The following is a 21419-nucleotide window of genomic DNA, read 5'->3' on the forward strand; positions in this document are numbered from 1 at the left end:
GGATACTACGGTCGACCCGCAAACTCGCCGGCGAGGATTTGTGACACGCGTCACCGCCCCCCGTCACCGAATGCGACGAGGGGCGGCCGGTGTGGTGCCTCAGAGGTGGGCCTGGAGCACGGCGCGCAGCTCGTCGCGGCCGGTCACGCCCAGTTTTTCGTACGTGTTGGAAAGGTGGAACTCCACCGTGCGCAGGGCGAGAAAGAGTTTCGTGGCGATCTCTCTGTTGGAGTAGCCTGCGACCACCAGTTCGGCGATGCGCGCCTGCTGCCGGGTCAGCGCCGGCCGGCGCGGCGGCGCGGCCACGGCGGCCAGCGCCCGCTCCGCGAGCTGCGCCCGGTGCGGGTTGCCGGTCTCCCGCGCCAGGGCCAGGGCGCAGTGCAGCCGCTGCCGCGCCGCCACCACGTCACCGCGCGCGGACAGCCGGATGCCCAGCTCGTAGTGCGCGCGGCCCAGCTCGGGCCACGCCTGCGCCAGCTCCAGCAGCTGCCCGGCCTCGCTGAGGCGCTCGATCTCCTGGCCGTCGGCGTCCACCACGGCCAACGCGCACAGGGCGCGCCCGACCGTGCGCGACTCGCCCCACGACACGGCCGCCTCGTACTCCTGCCGGGCCAGCGCCACGGCCAGCTCGTCACGACCGGCGGAGAACGCCGCCAGCGCCGCCTCGCTGCGCCACGGCAGCACCGCCGGGTTCGCCACGCCCCGCGCGATCAGGTCCCGGCCGCACATCAGGTACTGCGCCACGGCGAGGCCGGGCCGGCCCTCCGCCATGGCCACCGCGCCGCGGGCGGCCAGCAGCACCGGGCGGCACCCGATGCCCGAGTCCATCGCCTCGTCCACCCGGTGCTCGTGGGCCAGTTCGCGGGCGCGCTCCACGTCGCCGCACTCGGCCAGCAGCTCCACCGCCCACCCGACGGCCACCATCCGCGTCTCCAACGGCACGGCGGGCGCCGTGAGCGGGCCGAGCAGCGCGTGCGCGCGCTCCACGTCGCCGAACAAGCGGGCGATGCGCGCCTGGAGCAGCGCCACCACGCCGGAGACCTCCGGGCGGCCCGCGTTGAGCAGGCTGTGCTCGTCGGCGGCGACCAGCTCACCACCGTAGATCAACGTCGACAGCGCCCGGGCGACGCAGACCTCCCGACTGCGGCAGGACTCGTCCTCCAGCGCCTCTTCGGCGCAACGCATCGCGCCCACCCAGTCCCGTCCGAGGACGAGCAGGCGCAGCGCTCGGTCGGCCGCGCACGCCGGCCCGGCGGCCACGTCGCCGTGCCCGACCGGCACGACCTCCTCCTCCCCCAGCGGCAGGAACGCGTCGAACAGCGGGGCGTCCCTGCTCCCGCGAGTCCACGGCCGATCCGCCGAATGCCCCATTCCGGCCCCCTAGTGACGTCCCCGCAGCACCGTCTCACCCCGACGGCCCATCCACCGAAAATGGTCACGCTCGGTCAAAGCACCTGTCACCCACGGTAGATCCATCCCATTCCAATATCCAGGGCAATCACCGCGCCCCTACCACGATCACACCAGGGCCCTGTGAACGGGTGCGCACCGCCCCGCGGTCGGTCAGGGCGTCGGGTCGGGACGCGCTTCGACGTGGGCGCGGACGGCGTCGACGGCGCGGACGCCGAGCACCTCCTCGACCGCGTTCGCCGCCGCGTGGCAGGTGCGGAAGCGCTGGAACGGCGTCAGGCCCAGCCTGCCGACCTGGAGGTGGGCGCAGTTGAGCAGGAACCGGTAGGTGAGGAAGCCGGGGTCGCGGCGGAGCGCCTCGCGGTGGGCGCGGTCGCCGAGCGGCAGGGCGTGCACCGGGGCGGCGGGCGGCTCGACGGGCGGTGGGAAGACCAGGCCCCGCTCGACCAGCGGCCGGGCGCGGCGGCCGTGCTCCCGGCACAGGGCCGCCCACCGGCGCGCGTACGGCGTGCGGTCGACGCCTCCGCCGAGCGTGGCCAGCACCGCCCTCGTCCGGGCGGTGAACGCCTCGCGACGGGACTCGTAGTGGGCGTCGAACGCGGCGCGCACGGCCTCCGGGTCGCGGCAGGAGCGCAGGAAGGCCTCGGCGTGCGAGCGGTAGGACGCGAAGCCCGCCGCCACGGGCGGTCGCGCGGCCGCCGTGGTGGCCAGCATCAGCTCCAGCGCGATCAGCTCCTTCGCGTCGGCGCCCGCGCGGACCTGCTCCAGCATCCGGAAGAGCGGTTGCGTGCCGGCCGAGGCGAACTCCGCCATCAGCTCGCCGACCTCCGGGCTGCGGATCACGTGCGGCCGGGCGTCGTAGGGCTGCTCGTGGATCGAGTTGTCGGGGAACCACGGGGTGAGCGGGCCGCGTTCCCGCTCCCGGCGGGCCAGGAAGCGGTGCTGCGCCAGCTCGTGCTCCAGGTCGGGCACGGCGGTCGAGGGGTGTGCCGCCAGGTAGCCCCCGACGACGGTGTCGACGCGCGGCCGGACCACGCGCGCCCAGGTGTCCGGGTCGGTCCTGGCGAACAGGCGCAGGTGCGGTCCCCGGAGCCAGTGCCGGGCCAGGTGCAGACCGTCCACCCGGGACCGGACCTGTTGGAACAGCGGGCGGACCGCGTCGAGGATCAGCCGGTCCACGTCCGGCTCGTGGAAGTGGACGTGCACGCAGTGCCAGCTCGTGCGGGAGCCCTGGTGTTCGGTCGGGACGGTCACAGCGGTGCCACCTCGTCGTGGGGTTCGGGCGGTGCGCGGGCGGTGGGGCGGCCGGGCACGCCGGCCACCCGGCTGTTCGCGGTGTGCGGTGTGCGTTGTGCGTTGTGCGTTGTGCGTTGTGCGTTGTGCGTTGTGCGTTGTGCGGCAACGGTTTCCGGGCGCGCCTGGGCCGCGACCACCGATCAGGCGACGACCTCGCAGCCGCCGCAGTCGAGGTCCCCGCACGAGGCCCCCAGCTCCGTGACGCCGTACCCCTGGGTCAACTCCTCGGCACCGACGGCGGGCACCGCGCCGATCGTCCCGGCAGCGAGGTCGTCGAGGTCGGGCACGGGCTCGGGCTCGGGGACAGTCATGAGGCCACTTCCGGTGATCGGGTTGTCGTTGCGCCCGAACGCGTCGCGGGCACCTCGCCCAGTGCAGCACGGCCGAACCGCCCAGCCGCGGGAAACCACCCGTGCGGGTTGCCGCCTCCGGCCACCCCGGGGCACACCGCGCGTTGGGCGCCGTCGCGCCTCCGCGCCACGGCTTCACCTGGCCGTGGCGTCGCGTTGCCGTGCGGTGCGCCACGGCGGGTAGCCCGAGCGGTGGGGTGACCGTCGATCCGGGTCGGGAAATCCCCGGTAGGAGGAAGAGCGGGGGCGCCTCGCGGACCGCTCCGGACGCGTGAGCCGCCGGCGGGCACCTCCCCGCCCCCTGGGGTCGGGGACGGACGGGCGGCGGGGCGGGACGAGCACCCACGATGTGGACCGTCCGATCGGGACGTCCGGGAGCACCGGCCACCAGCCGTCCGGGGGACAGCTCTCCGGGTGACCGGGGACCCGGCGAGCACCCCGGCGGGTGGTCGTGAAGCCCCTCCCACATGGTGAGCCTCCTTGGCCCGACCGGGCACCGGGTGCCAGCATCGAGGACATGCCCACCTGGTCCGCGCTCGACGTCACCCGCCCCCTGACAGGGCCCTTGACGTGCACAGATCCGGTCTCCCGATGACGGCCGCGGCACGCGGGTCGTCCGCACCCGCCCCGGGGGTCGGCGCACCGGAGTTCCGGCGGGTGTTCCGCCGCCACCCGGCGGGCGTCGTGGTGGTGACCGTCGACGCCGAGCGCGGCCCGGCCGGGTTCACCGCCACGTCGTTGACCTCGGTGTGCGCCGAGCCGCCGCTGGTGTCGTTCGGCGTCTCCTCCGGCTCCTCCAGCTGGCCGCACGTCCGCGACGCGCGCGAGGTCGTGGTCAACTTCCTGGGCGCCCACCAGGAGGAGGTCGCGCAGCGCTTCGCCACCAGCGGCGTCGACCGGTTCGCCGAGCCGACCCGGTGGCGTCGCCTCGCGGGCGGCCAGCCGGTGCTCGACGACACCGCGGGCTGGCTGCTGGCCGAAGTCGAGGCGCTCGTCCCGGTGGGCGACCACCACCTCGTGCTCGCCCGCGTCACGGCCACGGACCTGCGGGAGGCGACCCCTCCCCTGCTCTACCACGACGGCCGCTACCACTCGATCCGACACGGCGCGCGCTGAGCACCGGCCGTCGGCCGATGAGCTGAAAGCGCCGAAACGAGACGGTCATTTCCCGGCCGCTCCCCGGTAGGCCGAACAGGCCAGTCGGGATCACACCACCACGGGGGTGGGCCGGCCCGCGATCGTGCGGTTCACCAGGCCGATCCGCGCTCCCGGTCCGCGCTCGTCACCCTGCGGGGACGCCGACGAACGGCGGCACGCGACGGACCGTCACCGGTGGGCGCGCGTCTCGATTGCCTTGCCAACGCCGAACCCGCGACCGGACACTCCTGGGCGTTCCAGTGCCGGACACCGGGGTCGGGCCGACCACCGGCGTGGCCCCGGCACGTCGTCGACGCCGCCGCCGCGTCCCCCTCACCGGAGGTCCGGTCCATGAAACGAAGGCACCTGCTCGCCGCCGCGGTCGGCGCGCTGACCCTGACCGCCGCGGCGGTGCTCGCCGTCGGCACGGCGCAGGCCGACAGCGGCGTCAAGGTCATGCCGCTCGGCGACTCGATCACCGACGGCTTCAACGTGCCCGGCGGCTACCGCGTCGACCTGTGGCAGAAGCTCGTGGCGGGCGGTCGCACCGTCGACTTCGTCGGTTCGATGACCAACGGCCCGAGCAGCCTCGGCGACCGCAACCACGAGGGCCACTCCGGCTGGACGATCGCCCAGGTCGACAGCAACGTCACCACCTGGCTGCGCACCTACACCCCGCGCACCATCCTGCTGCACATCGGCACGAACGACATGTACGGCGGTGACCCGGGCGGCGCGCCGCAGCGGCTGTCGGCGCTGGTGGACCGCATCACCTCGCTGGCACCGGACGCGGACCTGTTCGTCGCGACGATCGTGCCGCTGGCGTCGGGCGACGCGACCGTGCGCGCGTTCAACGCCACCATCCCGTCGATGGTGCAGAGCAAGGTGAGCGCGGGCAAGAAGGTCCACCTGGTCGACATGTACCGGGCGCTGACCACCGCCGACCTCGCCGACGGCGTCCACCCCAACGCCGGCGGTTACTCGAAGATGGCCGCGGCCTGGTACAACGCGCTGCTGTCCGTGCCGGGCAGCGTCGGCGACCCCGGCACCACCACCACCACGACGACGACCACCACCACGACCCAGCCGGGTGGGACGGGGTGCGCGGCCACGTACCGCGTCGTCAACTCGTGGGGCGGCGGTTACCAAGCGGAGGTGAAGGTCGCCAACGCGGGCACCACCACGCTCAACGGCTGGACGGTCCGGATGACCCTGCCGCCCGGCCACGCGGTCGGCAGCCTGTGGGGCGGCGTGAACACCGGCACCAGCGGTGCGGTGTCGGTGCGCAACGCGCCCTACAACGGCACGCTGGGCAGCGCCGCGTCGACCACGTTCGGCTACGTGGCGAACGGCCCGAACACCACCCCGCCGTGCGAGGTGACCTGCACCAGCCCGTGACGGAGGTCGGTGCGCGGGTGGGCTTGGATCACCCCGGGTCCATCCCGCCCGCGCCCCCGGCGCCCTCCGGTGTGGACTCGTCCGGCGTGGTGTTGGCCGAGCCCGACTGCTCGTCGGCGTAGGTCGGCCGCGAGTGCTCGTCGGCGAAGTCCGGTTCCTCCTCCATCGCCGCCGCGGTGGTGGGGTCCGGTTCCGGTGTGCTCACGTCTGCCGTCCTTCCCGGGGCGCCGCGCGACACCGGGCCCTCCGACCGGGTGCCGCCCGTCATGGTGTATCCCTTCGCTGACGGCCCAAACCGGCAGGGGAGATCGTGCGCATCGGGGTGTTCTACGACGGGACGTGGTTCGCCTACCTCAGCGACTACTACGCCACCGCGCACCCGCGGGCGGCGCGGATCTCGCTGGACGGCCTGCACGACGCGCTGCGCTGGTACCTGCACACCAGGACCGGGACGCCGCTGCACGAGGTGCGACACGAGGCGCACTACGTGCGCGGGCGCATCGAGACGCCGGCGGCGTCCTTCGACGCGGCCCTGGCCGCCGCGGGCGTGGTCCGGCACGACCTCCCGCTGCTCGGCGGCAAGGAGAAGGGCGTCGACGTCCACTTCGCACTGGAGGCGTGGGAGCGGGCGACGACCGTGCCGCTGCACTGGGTCGTCCTGGTCACCGGTGACGCCGACTTCACCCCGCTGGCCACGCGGTTGACCGGTCGCGGCGTGGGCGTGGTGGTGCCCGTCGTGGACGACCGGTCGGCGGGCTCGCCGCCACCCGCCTGGATGCCGCGCACCGCCGCGCCGCTGCGGGCCGCCGCGACCTCCACGCCCTCGTTCGACGAGCTGTTCGCGCCCGCCGACCACCCCGGCTACCCGCTCGGCAGCCCGTTCGTGCGGTCCAGCGAGGCCGTGGCCTCACCCGCCGGCACGCCGCGCGGTCGCCGGCGCGGGACCGTGACGGGGTGGAAGCCGGGGCAGGCGCACGGTTTCATCACCGACAGCCGCGGCGGCTCGTGGTACGCCTCGCGCGACGACCTGCCCACCGGCGTCGCCATGCTGCCCACCGGCACGCCGGTGTCGTTCACCGGCTCGCCGGTGCCGTCGCCGGGCCGCAAGTACCCGCGCGCGGAGTCGATCAGGTTCGAGTGACCGGTGCGCGGGGGCGTCCCGCGCACCGGTCCGCGGTTCAGCTCGCGGTGCAGGTGGCCGTCGGCGCGGTGGTGGCGCCGCGTGACGTGGCCGTGAACCCGAACGCGGTGCTCGCGCCCGCGGCGAGGGCGCCGTTGTACCCGGCGTTGCGGGCCGTCACGGTCGACCCGCTGCTGGTGACGGTGGCGTTCCAGGCGTTGGTGACGGCCTGCCCGTCGGCGAACGCCCACGTCACGGTCCAGCCCTTGATCGCCGAGCGGCCCGCGGTGACCCGGACCTCGCCCTGGAACCCGCCCGGCCACTGGTTGGTGACCGTGTACGCGGCCGTGCAGGAGAGGCCGCCACCCGGAGTGGTGGTGGTCGTCGTTGTCGTGGTGGTGGTGGTGGTCGTGGTGGTCGTCGTCGGGCTGCCGTAGATGGTGGCTTCCTTCGCCGTGGCCTTGATGCCGTTGGCCCCGTTGAAGACGCGTTGGCCCCAGGTGGTGAGCCGGGCCGGGTCGAAGTCGGTCGCCAGGTCCAGGACCGGGTCGCTGTTGCCGCTCCACGACCACGCCAGGTAGCCCAGGCCCCGGGCCTGCGCCTCGCTGAGGATGGTCTCGTGGTCGACCTCGTTGGAGTTGAACCGCCAGCCGAACTCCCCGATGACCAGCGGCCAGTTGTTGGCCTTGAAGCGGTCGAGGTAGGCCACGATGCCGGTGGCGGTGTTGAACACCGAGTACATGTGGATGGACAGCACGGTGTTGCGCCGGCTGTCCGCGTCCAGGACCGCCTGGGCGTTGTCCCGCATGACGTACTGCCAGTCCTGGCCCCAGTTCGGCCCGTCGACCATCAGCAGGTGCTGGAAGCCGGCGGCGCGCAGCTTGCGGATCGCGTCGGCCGTCGCGGTGGTCCACCGGGCGGCGTCGACGTTGCCGATGGGCTCGTTGCCGATGTTGATGACGACGTAATCCTCCTGGCCGACCAGCGCGCTCTTCTGGCTGATCCAGTAGTCGGCCGCCTGGTCGAGCGACGCGGCCGCGGCCTCCTCGCCGTAGCCGGTGGTGTCGTGCACCTCCAGCACGCAGATCAGCCGGTTCTGCTTGCACAGGGCGATGACCTGGGGGACGTCGGTGGACGGGCCCCACCGCTCGCCGCTGCCGAGGACGACCCGGACGGTGTTCGCGCCCAGCGCCTTCACGTCGGCGAACGAGCTGGTCCGACCGGTGAACCAGACGTGCGGGTGGTTGACGCCCCGCATCACGAAGGGCTGCCCGTTGGCCTCCACGATCCCGGTGCCGCTGACGCGCAGGCCCACCGCCGCCCGGGCCTGCGGCAGGTCGATCAGCGCGAAGCCCGCGACGACGAGCAGCGCGGCTCCGATCATGGCGATTCTGCTTCTCATGGCTCCTCGACACCTCGTTGAGTCGATGTTCGTCCGAACCGTTCTGGGAGCGCTCCCAGCGAAGTTGTCACCGAGTGACGCCCGTGGAGGGCGCCATTAGTTTCTGCGGGGAACTAAACGAGCACGCTACGGTTGCCGCGATCGGCGCGTCAAGGACCGGGTTGCGCAACATTCGCGGTGCGTGACGATCCGGTCGCCGGATCACTGGGAACGATCCCAGACGCCCGCTATCGTCGAGCGGTGATCCCCGACGCCGGTGCCCCGCCCCCACCTTGGCCGCGGCTGACCGAGGTCGCGCGGGACGTCCTGCTGGAGGTGCTGGTCCACGGCCCGCTGTCCCGGGCCGAGATCGCCGCCCGGCTGCGCCTGTCCCGGCCGACGCTGACCCGCGTGACCAGGACGTTGGTGTCGCACGGCCTGCTGGTCGAGGGCGACACGAAACCGCGCGCCACCGCCGGCCGCCCGTCGGAGCTGCTGCACGTGCGCGGCCCGGCGCACCGCTTCCTCGGCGTGAAGCTGACCGCCGACCGGCTCTTCGCCACCGCGACCGACCTGACCGCCACCCCGCTCGCGACGACGGACGAGCCGCTGCCCTCCCGCGACCCGGACGAGGTGGTCGGCCGGATCGCCGACCTGGCCCGCCGGTTCCCCGGCCTCACCGGCATCGGGGTGACGCTGGGCGGGAACGTCTTCGACGGCCTCGTCACCCGGGACGAGTTCCTGGGCTGGACCGACGTGCCGCTGGCGCGGGCGGTGGCGCGGGCGGCGGGCGTGCCCACCGCGGCGGACAACGACGTGCAGGCGCTGACCGCGGCCGAGCACTGGTTCGGGCCGGGCGCGGGGCTGCGGTCGATGGCGGTGATCACCGTCGGCGCGGGCGTCGGCACGGGGCTGGTCGTGGCCGGCGGTCTCGTCACGGGCACGCACGGCCGGCCGCCGCAGTTCAGCCACACGCTGGTCGACGGCAAGGGCCCGCTGTGCGGGTGCGGTCGGCGCGGCTGCATCTCCAGCTACCTGATGACGCACGTGATGCTGCGCAGGCTCTCCGGCCGCCCGGGGTACGACGAGGCGTTGCGGCGGGTCCGCGCCGGCGACCCGGAGGCCCGGCAGGTGTTCGGCGAGGCCGGTTACGCGCTCGGCGTGCTCATCGGCACGGTCGCCAACGTCGTGGACCCGCAGAAGGTCCTGCTGACCGGCGACGGCCTGCCGCTGTACGAGGTGTCGGCGCCGCTCGTGCACGACGGCATCGAGGACACCTTCGAGGACGACCCGGCCCTGATCGACCTCGACGTGCGACCGTTCGACTTCAGCGAGTGGGCCCGCTCGGGCGCGGCGCTCGCCATCAAGGCCACGATCACGGGCACGATCACCGAGCCGGCCGCGGGGGAATCCCCCGCGCGCGGACCGCTCGGCGAAGGGGCGTGGCCCTAGGCGTTGCTCAGCAGCCCCTGGAACACCGCGCGCGCCTCGGGGCCGGGCCGGATGCCGAGGTCCGCGTCGAGGACCCGCGCCAGCCGGTGGTAGACGTCGATCGCGCCCACCCGGTCGCCCAGGTGGACCAGGGCGCGCATCAGCAGCACCTGCGACGACTCCCGGGTCGGGTGGGCGGACGCGTGCGGCGCGAGGAGGTCCACCGCCTCGTCCCACGAACCCAGCTCGGCCTTCGCGGTGGCCAGGTGCTCCACGGCCGCGACCCGGCGTTCCCGCCACAGCGCGGCCACCGCCGTGGCCGGGCCGGACGGCACCAGCCCCACCAGGCCGTCCACCGGCCACCCCGACAACGCGGCCGTCAACGTGCCGACCGCGCCCCGGGGGTCACCGCGCCGCAACGCCGTCACCCCGCAGCGCAGGAGGTCGCCCGCGCGCAGCACGTCCACGGCCTGGCCGGGCACGTCCAGCCGGTAGCCGTGGCCGACGTGCACCAGCAGCCGGGACAGGCCCGCCTCCACGGCGTCCAGGCACCGGCGCAACCGCGACGCGTACAGCTGGAGGTTCTTGAGCGCGCTGCGCGGTGGTTCCCGCTCCCACAAGTAGTCCACCAGGCGCTCGGTGGACACGGCCGAACCCGCGTCCAGCGCCAGCGCGGCCAGCAGCGTCCGCGACTTCACCCCGCCCGGCACGACGTCGCCCGACCCCGGCCCGCGCACCGCCGCACCGCCCAGCAGCCGGATGCCGACTCGCTGCCGCGCGGGCGACGTCGGACAGAGCGACACCCCGGTCCTCCCCACCTCGACCCCCTCAGCCACCGCACACGGTAGGTCGTGCCCCGAGGTGTCCGGCGGGATGCCGAACGCGCCGGACCACCACACGGCGCAACGCATACCGGACGTATACCGGCAGGTGGGAGCGTGCCGCCCGACGCCCGCACCGCGGGGAGGCACCCGATGGCACCGCACGATCCCGGTACGGAGAACCGCAACGCCGACCGCGTTGCCCTCCGGCGGCCTCGTCGGGTCCGGGGACGATCCCGGGCGGGGTCGGTCGGCACCACCCGACGCGGCGCGCCGGCCCGGTGCGCCGCACCCCTCGACGAAAGGACGTGACCGGTGGACCTCACCTTCGACGACTCGGAGCTGGACCTCGGCGACCTGGCCGTGACCGCGATGCGGGACGCCGTCGCGCTGCCGGAGACCGGCGCTTCGACGGCGGCCTGCTCGTGCAGCAGCACCTCGTGCTGCTGCTGCCAGCAGCCGCAGCTGCCCACCCAGGGCTGAGCCGAGCCGAGCCGAGCCGAGCCGGGGGCGTCCGCGCGGGCGCTCCCGGCCCACACCGAGGGGACACCGGATGGCCAGTGACCGCACCACCACCGAGCTCGCGCCGTACGCGCTGGTCCGGGTGGCGGCCCTGCCGCACCCCCGACCGGTCGGCTCGGACTTCCGGGCGCACCTGGACGCCGCCGTGCGGGCGCGGGCCCGGATCGCCGCCCTCGCGCCCGGGCTGGCCGACGCCCTGCACGACAGCGCGGCCGGCCACTCCCCCGGGTTCCACCGCGAGGTGGTGCTGCCGCTGCGCCGGGACGTGCACAACGGCCGCCCGCCGCGCCCGGCGGCCCTCGGCGCGTTGCCGGAGCGCGTGCCGTCGCTGGCGAAGTGGTTGGCGGCGCACGACGACCTGGCACGGGCGGTGGACGCGGCCCTCCTGGCGTGGCCGGGGCAACTCGCCGCGTCACGCCGGTGGCTCGCCGGCGTGTGCGCGACCGACGAGCTGCGCCGGGCGAGCGTGCTCACCGGCCCGGACCTGCTGCACGGCCTGGACCGCACGGCGCGGTTCGGCGGTGAACCGGACCGCAAGGCGCGCAAGGCCGAGCCGACCGTGCTGCGGTACGCGTTGCGCGCGACCGCCAAGACCAGCCCCCTGTCCTGGTACACGCACGTCGGTTGGGGCGAGTGGCGCGAGGGGCCGTGGCCGAGCGCGCCGCCGGTGTCGCACCCGGCCGCGCACCGCCTGCTCGTGACGAGGTTCCTGGCCGCGCTGGGCCCGCGGTTGCCGCACCGGCTCGCGCCCGCCCTCCGCGAGCGGGACGGGCGGCTGGTGTTCCGCCGGGACGTCCCGGTCGAGGGGGTCGGCCGGGCCGCGGTCGCGCGCGAGGAGGAGGTCGACGTCGCGGCGACCCGCCCGCTGCGGTTCGTGGTCGAGGCCGTGCGGGACGCCGGACCCGCCGGGCTGCCGCCGGACCGGGTCGCGGACGCGCTGGCGGCGAAGCTGACCACGCCGGGCGCGGCCGACGCGGCCCGCGCGTTCGTGGCCAGGACGCTCGACATCGGCCTGCTCGTGCCGGTGTCGCCGGTCCACCCGCAGGACCCCGACGCCGTGTCCGCGCTGGCCGCCTGGCTCGCGCCCACCGACCCCGACGCCGCCCGCGACCTCACCGCGCTCGCCGCGGCCACCGCCGCGTTCGCCGACGCCGACCCGCCGGCCCGCGCGGCGATCGTCGCCGGGCTCGCCGACCGCTGGCGCGACCTCGGCGACCGCGTCGGCGCGGACCTGACCGGCGTCACGCCCGTGGTGGAGGACGTGGTGCTGCCCGAACCGGTGCCCGTGCCACCGGGCGCGACCCCCGCGCTGTCCCGCCTCACGCCGCTGCTGGTGGCGTTCGACCAGCACGTGCTGCTGCGCCGGCTGATCCGCACCCGGTTCGTGGCGCGGTTCGGGGAGGGCGGCGTCGCCACGCTCGCCGACTCCGCCGCGGCGCTCTCCGGGGCGTGGCAGGAGTCGCTGAGCGCCGAGGGCCTGGACGACCCGGACGTCCGGGCGGTCGTGGAGGCGCGCGAGAAGCTGGCCGGGCAGGTGCACGACGGGGTGATCACCGACGACGTGCTGGACTCCGCCGCCGACCTGCTGCCCGCGTGGGCGACCCGCCGCGCCGGCTCGTACGCGTTCTTCGCCCAGCCCGCCCCGGACGGGCGGCTCGTGGTGAACCGCGTCTACGCCGGGTTCGGCAAGTACACCAGCCGGTTCCTCGACCTGCTGCCCGGCGCGCGCGAGGCCGTGACCCGCCAGGTGCGCCGGCACACCACCGACCCGGTGCAGTTCCGCCCGGTGCAGGGCTTCAACGCCAACCTGCACCCGTTGCTCGGCACGCGCGAGGTCGGCGAGGACGCCCGGTGGGCCGACCTGGCCGCCGACGACCTCGACGTGCGGCACGACCCCGCGACCGACGAGGTGCGGGTGACGCACCGGGGCGTCCCGCTCGACGTGCTGTACCTCGGTTTCCTCGTCCCGCTCGCCCTGCCGGACCGGCAGGCGCCGCTGTACTCCGACCTGCCGTGCGGTTGGGTCGACCTCGACCGGTTGCGCGTCACCACCACCGACGGCGGGGTGACCACCCGGGGCCGCCTGACCTACGGCGACGTCCTGCTGGCCCGCCGGTCCTGGGACTTCGCCGTGCCGCCGCCGGTCGGCGCGGAGGAGCGGGCCGCGCCGGACGTGGTCCGGCTGCGCGCCCGGCACGGCATCCCGGAGCACGTGTTCGTGGGACCGGACCAGGCGCCGTCCACCGCCGACGCCTACCACCGCGCGCTCACGGCCGGCAAGCCGCAGTACGCCGACCTGGGCGACCCGCTGCACCTGCGCTGTCTGCCCCGCCTGCTGGCGAGGTTCCCCGACGGCGTGCGGCTGACCGAGGCGCTGCCCGTGCCCGGCTCCGGCGGCCGGGTGGTCGAACTGATCGCGGAAACGTACTGGAGGGCTCCTTGACCGACGTCGTCTGCTACTACCACCACCCGGTCAAGGCCGCGCTGCTCCGCGAGGCCGTGCTGCCCGCGCTGGCGGAGGCGGAGCGCCTGGGCGCGACCGGGCACGTGGAGCGGCACTGGCTGCACGGGCCGCACGTGCGGGTGCGCCTGGCCGGGCCCGAGGTGGCCGCCGAACTCGTCGCGTCCTGGCTGCGCTCGTACGTCGCCGATCATCCATCCGTTGTGGACACGTCGACCGAGGAGCTGCTCGCTCGGGCGCGGCACAACGGGATCGCCGAGCTCGTGCCGCCGCCGTACGAGCCGATCCACCCGGACAACACCGTCGTGGTCGAGCCGACCGACCTCACCGCGTTGCGGCGGTCGCTGCTCTCCGACGCGCTGGTGGACCTGCGCGCCCGGTGCTTGCGGCTGGGCGTGCCCGCGTTGCGCGACGCCGTGGCCGCAGACGGCACGAGTCGGTCCCGCGTCCAGCTCGCCGTGGTCGCGATGGCGGCGCACGCGAGCCGGTTCCCGGCCGGGCTGGTCAACGGCTACCACTCCTTCCTGTCGCACCTGGAGGGGTTCCTGCTGCACGGCGACCCCGACGGCGTGCTGCGGTCCCGGTTCGACTCGGTGTGGGAGCGCAACGCCGACCACGTGGTCGCCACCGTCCGCGGGGTGGCCGAGGGCGGCGTCGCCACGCCGTGGGTCGCGTGGACCGAGGCGACCCGGGTCCTGGTCGAGGAGGCGTTCGACCGCGGCGAGCTGCCCACCGGGCACCCGGCGCACCTCGCCGAGCGCGCGGTGGAGCTGGGCGAGCAGGAGGCGATCCGGCGCTGGCGCCGCGACCGCGCCGACGGGATCAGCGACTACCACGCCGAGTTGGCGGCAGTCGACTTCGACCACCCGGACTACCGGCGGCCGGTGACCGTCTACCGCTTCGGGACGAACGTGCTCTACCTGCTGCTGGCCGTGTGCGACGTGACGCCGGTGGAGCGCTACCTCGCCGCGAGCCTGGTGGTGCGGGCGGCGCAGCGGATCGCCGGCACCGGGTGGCGCGCGCAGGTGGCGCGGATGGCGAAGGTGGCCCGGTGATGGACGGCCCGGTGATGGACGGCCCAGCGGTAGGCGGCCCAGTGGTAGGCGGCCCAGTGGAAGACAGCACAGCGGCAGGCAGCCCAGTGGCAGGCAGCACAGTGGTAGGCAACGCAGCGGCAGGCAGCACAGCGGTAGGCGGCCCGGTGACCGACGTGCTGCTGCGGTTGCGGCCGATCGTGCACGCCACGCCGACGGCGACCGGCCTGCACGTGCGGGGGTGGCGCTCCAGCTTCTCCCTGGACGGCGGCAAGGGCCTGTGGACGATCTGGGAACGCCTGGCCGGTCCGCTGGCCGACGGCGTGCCGCCGGAGCGGTTGGCCGTGCCGGAGAACGCGTCGCCGGCCGTGGCGCGGGCGCTGGAGCTGCTGATCGGCCAGTTGCACGAGCACGACATGCTGGTCGAGGTGCCGGCGTCGTGGGGTGGGGACGGGCCGCCCGGGGACATCGCGAGCTGGCTGGAGTCCGTGGCGGCCAGGCCGGTCGAGGCGTGGCGGCGGCTGCGTTCGGCGGTGGTCGTCGTCACCGGTGAGGGCGCCCTGGCCGGGCACGCGCGCCGGGCGCTGGCCGCCTCCGGCCTGGACGCCGTCGTCCGGCCCGGTCCCGGCCTGCTGGTCGAGGCCGGCGGGCACGCGGTGGCGGCCGGGTGCGCGGCCGACGTCGGGTTCGTGGTCGCGCCCGGCGGGGTGGCGGAGGTGTCGGCCGACGCGGTGGCGGTCGCGGCGCGGTTGGCCGGGGCTCCGGGAGAGCCGCCGGAGGTGCTGGCCGCGCTCGTCGCCTCGGCCGCCGCGCACCGGCTGGTGTGCGCGGTGGGCGGGATGCCCGACCCGTCGACGGAAGTGGTGGACATGTGGAGCGACGTGCCGGCCGCGGGTCCGCCGCACCAGGCCGTGCTGGTGGCGCGGGTCGACCCGCTGCGCGCCGAGTACCACCCGTGGCTGTCCGCGGTCCGGCCGCGGGAGCCGAACGGCACCCTGGTGGAGGTGCTGGGCGATCGGGAGCTGGGCCCGGTGCCGACCCCGTTGCCGGGGGAGCTGCCGCAGCTGCCGGTCAAGCTGGCCGCTTCGGGTGACGTGGTCGGTTGCGGGACCACCGAGCACGCCGCCCGGCTCGACGCCCTGCTGCGCGCCGCCCGTTCCCTCGCGCCGGGTGGTGCGGTGCTCGGCGCGGACCGCGTGCACGCGCTGGGGTTGGCCCTGCGCACGGCCGTGCGGCACCTGCCGGGGACCCCGGTCGCCGAGGAGTCCTGGGCCGGCGACCCGACCGCGCGGCGCTGGTGGAAGGCGGTGGTCCTGCGCTTCGCCCTGCCCGCCGAGGTCGAGGTGACCCGGCTCGGTCCGCGGGTGGTGCGCGCGGTCGTGCGGGTGGCCGGGGAGGAGCTGTCCTGGGCGGTCGAGGCGGAGCCCGCGGACGCGGTCGCCTTCGCCGCGCTGGCCGCCGCCGGACGGGCGCAGGCCGAGGGGGCACAGGCCCGGAGAACGCAGGCCGAGGTAGCACAGGCCGCGACCGGTGCCGGTCGGCACCCGGTCGTGGCCGCGGAACCCGCCGTGCTGTGCGGCGCCGCGCCGGTCGCCGAGCCCGACGGCGCGGCGGCTCCGTGGACCGGCCGCGACTGGCACTGGCCGTACGGGCTGCGGGCCGGCGAGGAGGAGTTCCAGCGGCACCTGCGCGGGCTGGCGGCGGAGGTCGAGCCCGTCGCCCTCGGTCCCGTGCTGGAGGCGGCCGGGCTCGTCGGGTTCTCGGTCGGGGGCGGGCGGTGACCGTGCGGGTGGCCGAGTTGGCGCGCTACACCGTCGGCGACCTCGACGGCGTGGACCGGGCCGCGCTGCCCGTGCGGTTCGACGGCGGGTTGGTGCTGATCGGGCCCGCGCCGGGTGGCGCCTGCGTCGGGTGCGCCGAGGACGCGCGGTTGGCCGTGTTCGGCCCGGCCGTGCCGCGCGAGGATCCCGGGATGCGGTTGGGCGGCCTGGCCTCGCCCGCGCTGCGGCCGTTGCTCACCGCGCTGGTCGACCGCGTGCTGGCCGACCCCGACGCCTACCGCGACCGGGTGATCGCGGTCCGGACCGACTCCGGGGCGGTCGGCGAGCACCGGGTCCGCACCCGCCCCGGCGGCTGCCCGACGTGCGGGCCGCTGCCCGACGACGCGCCGGAGGCCGTCGTCCGCGCGCCCGTCCCGGTGGTGCCGGGAACCCTGCGGGGACCGAACCCGCGCACGGCGGGCGACGCCCTGCACCGCGAGCTGTTCGACCTCAGGCACGGCCCGGTCGGCGGGATGCACCGCATCGGCGACCTGACCGTCGCGGCGGTGAGCGCCGAGCTGGGCGGCGGGCAGGCGGGCTTCGGCCGCACCGCCGACTACGCCGAAGCCGAGCGGGTCGCGCTGTACGAGGCCGTGGAGCGGCACGCGGGTCTGCGGCCCCGGCGCGTCACCACGGTCCTGGAGGCGTCCCACGCCGAACTCGGCGACCGCGCCCTCGACCCGAGGCGCCTGGGCCTGCCCGACTTCGACTCGCCCCACGTCGTCCCGTACCGCCCCGACGTGCCGATCCGGTGGGTGCACGGCTGGTCCTACACCCGCGGCAGGGCGATCGCCGTGCCGGAGCACGCCGCCTACTGGGGCCGCGGCGAGGGCGCGCGGTTCCTCGACGAGACGTCGAACGGGTGCGGCACCGGCAACAGCCTCACCGAAGCGGTCCTGTACGGGCTGTTCGAGGTCGCCGAGCGGGACGCGTTCCTCATGGCCTGGTACCAGCGCACGCCGCTGCCGAGCCTGCGGGTCCGCGACGACGTGACCGCGCACCTGGCCGACCGGTTGGAACAGCTGGGCTACCGCCTGGAGCTGTACGACGCCACCAACGACCTCGGTGTGCCGTCGGTGCTCTCGCTGGCGCGCTCACCCCGGTGGCCGCACGCGTTCTTCGCCGCGGGGGCCGGGCTCGACCCGGGCGCGGCGATGCGGTCCGCGGCAGCGGAGGTCGCGATGGACGTGGAGGCCGGCGCGAAGCGCTACCGCGCCGAACCCGGCGACTACGACCGGGACCGGCTGCGCCGGCTGCTGCGCGAGCCGCGCCTGATCCGGACCATGGACGACCACGTCAACGTCAACGGGCTGGCGGAGGCCGCCGAGCGGTACGACTTCCTCACGCCGGGACCGGAGGCGGACCTGCCCGTGCCGGACGTGCCGCGTGACGACCTCGACGCGTTGCTGGAGCACTACGTCCGCGCGTGGGAGGTGCTGGGACTGGAGGTGATCGCGGTCGACCAGAGCGACCCGGTGGTGCGCGACCGGCTCGGCCTGCACTCGGCGAAGGTGATCGTGCCCGGCGCGGTGCCGATGACGTTCGGCGAGCTGAACCGGCGCACGCACGGCATACCCCGGTTGCGCCCGGCCGGTCCCCCGCTGCCCCACCCGTTCCCGTGACCACCGCGGACGAGGCCCTGGCCGCCGCGTACGCGCACGGGCCGGGCCGCGTGGTCGAGCCCGGGGCGTCACCGCCCGCCGCGGCCCCGGCCGGACCGCGCGTACCGCTCACCGCGCTGCGCGGGCGGTTCGGCGCGGCGCTCGGGCGGCTGCTGACCGACGTGGCCACACCGCTGCGGTGGGAACCGTGGAACCAGTACAACGACCACCGCTCCTACCCGTCGGCCCGTGCCGCCGCCACCGTCGAGCTGGTGCTGGAGGGCCGGTGGGTGCTCGACCCGGTGCGGCGGGCGCTGGTGGGCGGCGGCACGCCGGTGGTCGACGGGCCCGCGCGGATCGACCTGGTGCGCCGGCGCGACCGCCTCTCCCCCGGTTACCGCGAGTTCGGCGACGTGCTGACCGAGCTGGAGGTCGGGCACGTGGCGGCGGCGCTGGTCGAGCACGCCGCCCGGCTCGGCCTGGCCGCACGGGCGGCCGGCTCGACCGTCACCGTGGCGTTCGGTGACGTCACCGACCCCGTTCCCGTGCCGCCGCGCAGCTCGGGCGTCGGCCCGCGCGGGGTCGCCGCCGACCCGCGGCCGCTGCCCCGCCGGGTGCTGGACGCGGTGGTCGAGGCCGTCGACCGCCCACCCGCCGGGTCGCCCGTGCGGGACGACCTGCGGCACCGGTTGGCGGTGCGGAACGTCGAGGGCGTCACCGACGGCTGGTACGCGTTGGAGGGCGGGCTGCGGCTGGTCTCGCCGGGCCCGGCCGTGGCCGGTCTGGCGCCCGTGTTCGGGCACCCGGCCGGGACGATCCACGTGGCGTCGATGAACCTCGCGCTGGTGACGACCGGGGACCCGGCCGCCGCGGTCGCCGCCGACGGCCCGGACGGCTACCGGGCCCTGTTGCGCGCGGCCGGCGCGACGGCGCAGCACGTGTGCGCGGCCGCGGCGGGCACGGGCGCGTTCTGCCGACCGGCGCGCAGCACCCACGACGGGCCGCTGGAGGCGCTGGTCGGCGCGCCCGCGTCCCACGCGCTGCTCTACCTGCTGCTGGTGGGCCGCCCGCGCGGCGCCGGCTTCACCTACGACCTGACCCCGTTGGAGGCGCGATGACGTGGACCAGCGTGCACGTGCGGCTGTCGTGGTCGGTGGAGGACGTCGACGCGTTCATCACCGACGTCCTCGCGCCGGAGCTGGACGGGCTGCGTGCCGCGGGGCACGTGGGCGACTGGTTCTACCTGCGGTACTGGGAAACCGGTCCGCACCTGCGCGTCCGGGCGCGTGGCGCGACCGTCGACCTGGTGGGTCGGCTGCGGGGGTTGGTGGCGGCGGCCGGGCACCCGGTCGTGCCGTCGGACGACCCGCTGCCGCACGGCGACGTGCGCGAGACGCCGTACGAACCGGAGGTCGAGCGGTACGGCGGGCCGGGTTCGCTGCCCGCCGCCGAGGCGGTGTTCTGCCGCAGCACCGAGGTGGCGGTCGCCGTGCTGCGGTCCGCCGGGGCGAAGTTCACCGCGGCCGTCGAGCTGGCGATGGCCACGACGCTCGCGCTGGGGATGGACCGGGTGGAGGCCGCCTCGTGGCTGCGCTCCCTGGCCACGGCGTGGCGGCAGGCACGTGAGCCGGTCGCGCCGCCGGGCCTCGGCTCCCACCTCGCCGCCCACCGGGTGCACGCCGCGCGCGCGGACCGGCTCGCCGCCCGGTGGGACCGGCTCGGGACGCGGGCCACGGGCGCGGTGGCGTACTGGGCGGAGCAGGTGCGGTCGGTGGACCTGCCGCGGCACGTGTGGGCCTCCCAGTTCCACATGCTGTGCAACCGCCTCGGCCTCACCCCCGAGGAGGAGCGCGCGGTCTGCCGGCTGGTCGCGCTGACGGCCGAGGCGCCGGACGGGCCCGCGCCGTTCCACGAGGACGGCGCGACCGCGCCCGACCGCCGGTACCTGGCGGCGAGCCGGTACCACCCGGACGTCCCCGACCGGGGTCCGCGCGAGGTCGCGCCCACCCCGCCGGTGGCGCTGCCGTGGTGGCCGGACGTGCCGCTGCCGGAGGTCGGGCCGCCGACCGGCAGCCTGGCCGACGCCCTGGCGACCCGGCGCACCGCGCGGGGCGGCGAGCTGGCCGGCCCGCTCGACGCCACCCGGTTGGCGACCCTGCTGTGGACCGCCCAGGGCGCCCTGCCCGACGGGCGTCGGCCCTACCCCAGCGCGGGCGCGCGGCACAGCGCCCGCCTGCGGGTCGTCGCGCTGCGGGTGGGAGGGCTGGAACCGGGGGTGTACGAGGTGGACGAGGTGCGGCGGACCCTGCTCCGCGTCGCGCCCGCGCCGCCGGTGGACGACGTGCGCGGCGCGTCCATGTGGTTCGGCGACGGGGAGGGCCGCGTCGACCCCGCCACCACGCCCGCCGTGCTGGCGCTGTACGCGCGGGTCGGGGCGCTGCGCGCGGCCTACGGCCTGCGCGCCCTGCGGTTGGCGTTCACCGAGGCCGGGCACCTGGCGCAGAACCTCGCGCTGGTCGCCGCCGCGTCGGGGTTGGCGCTGGGGGTGATCGGCGGCTTCCACGACGACCTGGCGCACGACGTGCTGTGCCTGGACGGCGTGAACGACACCCTGGTGTACCTCCTGCCCGTGGCCGCGCGAACGTGACCGGCCGCCGTTCCCCCGGCGCACCGGCGCAGGCCCTGCGAGAACCACCCGATCGGGTAATCGTGGACCACGTTGACGCAACCACGTGGTTGCGATACTGTCGACCAGGCAGAGCGTTGTCACCCGGTGAGAGGCCGTCATGGGTTTTCCTGATCGCATCGAGCGCGTCGTGGAAATCGCTCAACCCCCCGCGAAGGTGTGGGCGGTGCTGACCACGGCGGAGGGCTTGGGCGCGTGGTTCGGCGACGACGCGACGATCGACCTCCGGCCGGGCGGCACGGCCCGGATGAGCTGGTCGGACGGCCCGACGGTCGAGATGCGGGTGGAGCGGGTGGAGGAGCCGACGGTGTTCGGCTTCACCTGGCCGGTGTTCGGCATGCCGGAGGACGACCCCCGCCGCACGTACGTCGAGTTCACGTTGGAGCAGGTCGGCGCGGGCACGCGGCTCACCGTCGTGGAGACCGGGTTCGCGCAGCTGCCGGAGGACGTCTACGCCAAGGGCTACCAGGCGCACGAGCAGGGCTGGGCGACCGAGTTCGACGAGCTGGTCGGCCACCTCGGCACCACCTGATCCCCATGCCTGCCGACGTCGAAGCGGCCGCCGAGCAGGTTTTCACCGCCCTGGCCGACCCGACCCGGCGCGCCATCCTGGCCGCGTTGGCGTCGGGTGGACCGGCCACGGCCACCGACCTGGCCTGCCGCCTGCCGATCAGCCGGCAGGCGATCGCCAAGCACCTCGCCCGGCTCACCGACGTGGGCCTGGTGACGGCGGAGCCGGGCGAGCGGCGGCGGGTGCGGTTCCGGCTGCGCTCCGCGCCCATGCGGGTGGCGCAGCAGTACCTCGCCTCGCTGGCCCGTGACTGGGACGGCCCGCTCAACGCGCTGAAGGACCACCTGGACCGCACCGCGTCCCCGCCGGAGCAACCCCGAGAGCAGCGCTGATCACGGCCCCGCCGTCGGCCCGGCCGTGCGCGCGGAAGTGGAAGGTGG

Annotated in this window: 19 protein-coding genes; 13 read left to right on the top strand and 6 right to left on the bottom strand. The window is 75.6% G+C overall.

Annotated features, from left to right (window positions below; all coding sequences use genetic code 11):
* Positions 1-99: 99 nt before the first annotated feature.
* The 3 genes from ACIGNX_RS12035 to ACIGNX_RS12045 form a co-directional block, all read right to left on the bottom strand.
* On the bottom strand, positions 100-1371 hold the full coding sequence (locus tag ACIGNX_RS12035) for a LuxR C-terminal-related transcriptional regulator (protein ID WP_396539056.1): 1272 nt from the start codon (positions 1369-1371) through the stop codon (positions 100-102).
* A 192-nt stretch (positions 1372-1563) separates the two neighbouring features.
* The gene (locus ACIGNX_RS12040; protein WP_396539058.1) at positions 1564-2664 is read right to left on the bottom strand and encodes a thiopeptide maturation pyridine synthase; all 1101 of its coding nucleotides are present in this window, start codon (positions 2662-2664) and stop codon (positions 1564-1566) included.
* Between the two features lie 182 nt (positions 2665-2846).
* Positions 2847-3017 (bottom strand): hypothetical protein, encoded by a 171-nt coding sequence (locus ACIGNX_RS12045; protein WP_396539060.1) that lies wholly within the window; start codon positions 3015-3017, stop codon positions 2847-2849.
* A gap of 630 nt (positions 3018-3647) precedes the next feature.
* Between ACIGNX_RS12045 and ACIGNX_RS12050 the strand changes: the two genes are divergently transcribed.
* Together ACIGNX_RS12050 and ACIGNX_RS12055 are read left to right on the top strand one after the other, a co-directional pair.
* Complete coding sequence (locus tag ACIGNX_RS12050; RefSeq protein WP_396539062.1) at positions 3648-4172, top strand: flavin reductase family protein; 525 nt, start codon at positions 3648-3650, stop codon at positions 4170-4172.
* 372 nt (positions 4173-4544) lie between these two features.
* Positions 4545-5591 carry a cellulose binding domain-containing protein gene (locus ACIGNX_RS12055; protein WP_396539064.1) on the top strand — a complete coding sequence of 349 codons (1047 nt, stop codon included), beginning with the start codon at positions 4545-4547 and terminating at the stop codon, positions 5589-5591.
* Positions 5592-5619: 28 nt separating this feature from the next.
* On the opposite strand, the gene ACIGNX_RS12060 is transcribed toward ACIGNX_RS12055, so the two are convergent.
* A complete protein-coding gene (locus ACIGNX_RS12060; RefSeq protein WP_396539066.1) occupies positions 5620-5796 on the bottom strand; it encodes a hypothetical protein in 177 nt (58 codons plus the stop codon).
* Positions 5797-5901: 105 nt separating this feature from the next.
* Between ACIGNX_RS12060 and ACIGNX_RS12065 the strand changes: the two genes are divergently transcribed.
* Positions 5902-6732, top strand: coding sequence for an NYN domain-containing protein (locus ACIGNX_RS12065; RefSeq protein WP_396539068.1), 831 nt, complete (start codon positions 5902-5904; stop codon positions 6730-6732).
* Positions 6733-6769: 37 nt separating this feature from the next.
* Here the strand turns inward: ACIGNX_RS12065 and ACIGNX_RS12070 are convergent, their stop codons facing one another.
* On the bottom strand, positions 6770-8113 hold the full coding sequence (locus tag ACIGNX_RS12070; protein WP_396539070.1) for a cellulase family glycosylhydrolase: 1344 nt from the start codon (positions 8111-8113) through the stop codon (positions 6770-6772).
* Positions 8114-8353: 240 nt separating this feature from the next.
* On the opposite strand from ACIGNX_RS12070, the gene ACIGNX_RS12075 reads away from it, so the two are divergent.
* Positions 8354-9544: an ROK family protein gene (locus ACIGNX_RS12075; RefSeq protein ID WP_396539072.1), complete on the top strand. Its 1191-nt coding sequence runs from the start codon at positions 8354-8356 to the stop codon at positions 9542-9544.
* Here ACIGNX_RS12075 and ACIGNX_RS12080 read toward each other — a convergent pair.
* Positions 9541-10326 carry a BTAD domain-containing putative transcriptional regulator gene (locus ACIGNX_RS12080; protein WP_396539074.1) on the bottom strand — a complete coding sequence of 262 codons (786 nt, stop codon included), beginning with the start codon at positions 10324-10326 and terminating at the stop codon, positions 9541-9543. The genes ACIGNX_RS12075 and ACIGNX_RS12080 overlap by 4 nt on opposite strands.
* 333 nt (positions 10327-10659) lie before the next feature.
* Between ACIGNX_RS12080 and ACIGNX_RS12085 the strand changes: the two genes are divergently transcribed.
* The 9 genes from ACIGNX_RS12085 (at position 10660) to ACIGNX_RS12125 (ending at position 21371) form a co-directional block, all read left to right on the top strand.
* Entirely contained in the window at positions 10660-10827 is a 168-nt protein-coding gene (locus ACIGNX_RS12085) for a thiazolylpeptide-type bacteriocin (RefSeq protein WP_396539076.1), read from the top strand.
* A 70-nt stretch (positions 10828-10897) separates the two neighbouring features.
* Positions 10898-13309, top strand: a complete 2412-nt coding sequence (locus tag ACIGNX_RS12090; RefSeq protein WP_396539078.1) for a lantibiotic dehydratase — start codon at positions 10898-10900, stop codon at positions 13307-13309.
* Entirely contained in the window at positions 13306-14382 is a 1077-nt protein-coding gene (locus tag ACIGNX_RS12095; RefSeq protein WP_396539080.1) for a hypothetical protein, read from the top strand. The genes ACIGNX_RS12090 and ACIGNX_RS12095 overlap by 4 nt, the downstream gene beginning before the upstream one ends.
* A gap of 146 nt (positions 14383-14528) precedes the next feature.
* The gene (locus ACIGNX_RS12100) at positions 14529-16142 is read left to right on the top strand and encodes a hypothetical protein (RefSeq protein WP_396539082.1); all 1614 of its coding nucleotides are present in this window, start codon (positions 14529-14531) and stop codon (positions 16140-16142) included.
* Positions 16139-17803, top strand: a complete 1665-nt coding sequence (locus tag ACIGNX_RS12105) for a TOMM precursor leader peptide-binding protein (RefSeq protein WP_396539084.1) — start codon at positions 16139-16141, stop codon at positions 17801-17803. The genes ACIGNX_RS12100 and ACIGNX_RS12105 overlap by 4 nt, the downstream gene beginning before the upstream one ends.
* Positions 17800-18900 carry a hypothetical protein gene (locus ACIGNX_RS12110; RefSeq protein WP_396539086.1) on the top strand — a complete coding sequence of 367 codons (1101 nt, stop codon included), beginning with the start codon at positions 17800-17802 and terminating at the stop codon, positions 18898-18900. The genes ACIGNX_RS12105 and ACIGNX_RS12110 overlap by 4 nt, the downstream gene beginning before the upstream one ends.
* Positions 18897-20429 (top strand): thiopeptide-type bacteriocin biosynthesis protein, encoded by a 1533-nt coding sequence (locus tag ACIGNX_RS12115; protein ID WP_396539088.1) that lies wholly within the window; start codon positions 18897-18899, stop codon positions 20427-20429. Before ACIGNX_RS12110 ends, ACIGNX_RS12115 begins: the two co-directional genes overlap by 4 nt.
* 139 nt (positions 20430-20568) lie before the next feature.
* Positions 20569-21000, top strand: a complete 432-nt coding sequence (locus tag ACIGNX_RS12120; RefSeq protein ID WP_396539090.1) for an SRPBCC domain-containing protein — start codon at positions 20569-20571, stop codon at positions 20998-21000.
* Positions 21001-21005: 5 nt separating this feature from the next.
* On the top strand, positions 21006-21371 hold the full coding sequence (locus tag ACIGNX_RS12125; protein ID WP_396539092.1) for an ArsR/SmtB family transcription factor: 366 nt from the start codon (positions 21006-21008) through the stop codon (positions 21369-21371).
* Positions 21372-21419 lie beyond the last annotated feature (48 nt).

Origin of the sequence: Actinosynnema sp. NPDC053489, assembly GCF_044544865.1 — a bacterium.
Taxonomy (GTDB): Bacteria; Actinomycetota; Actinomycetes; order Mycobacteriales; family Pseudonocardiaceae; genus Actinosynnema.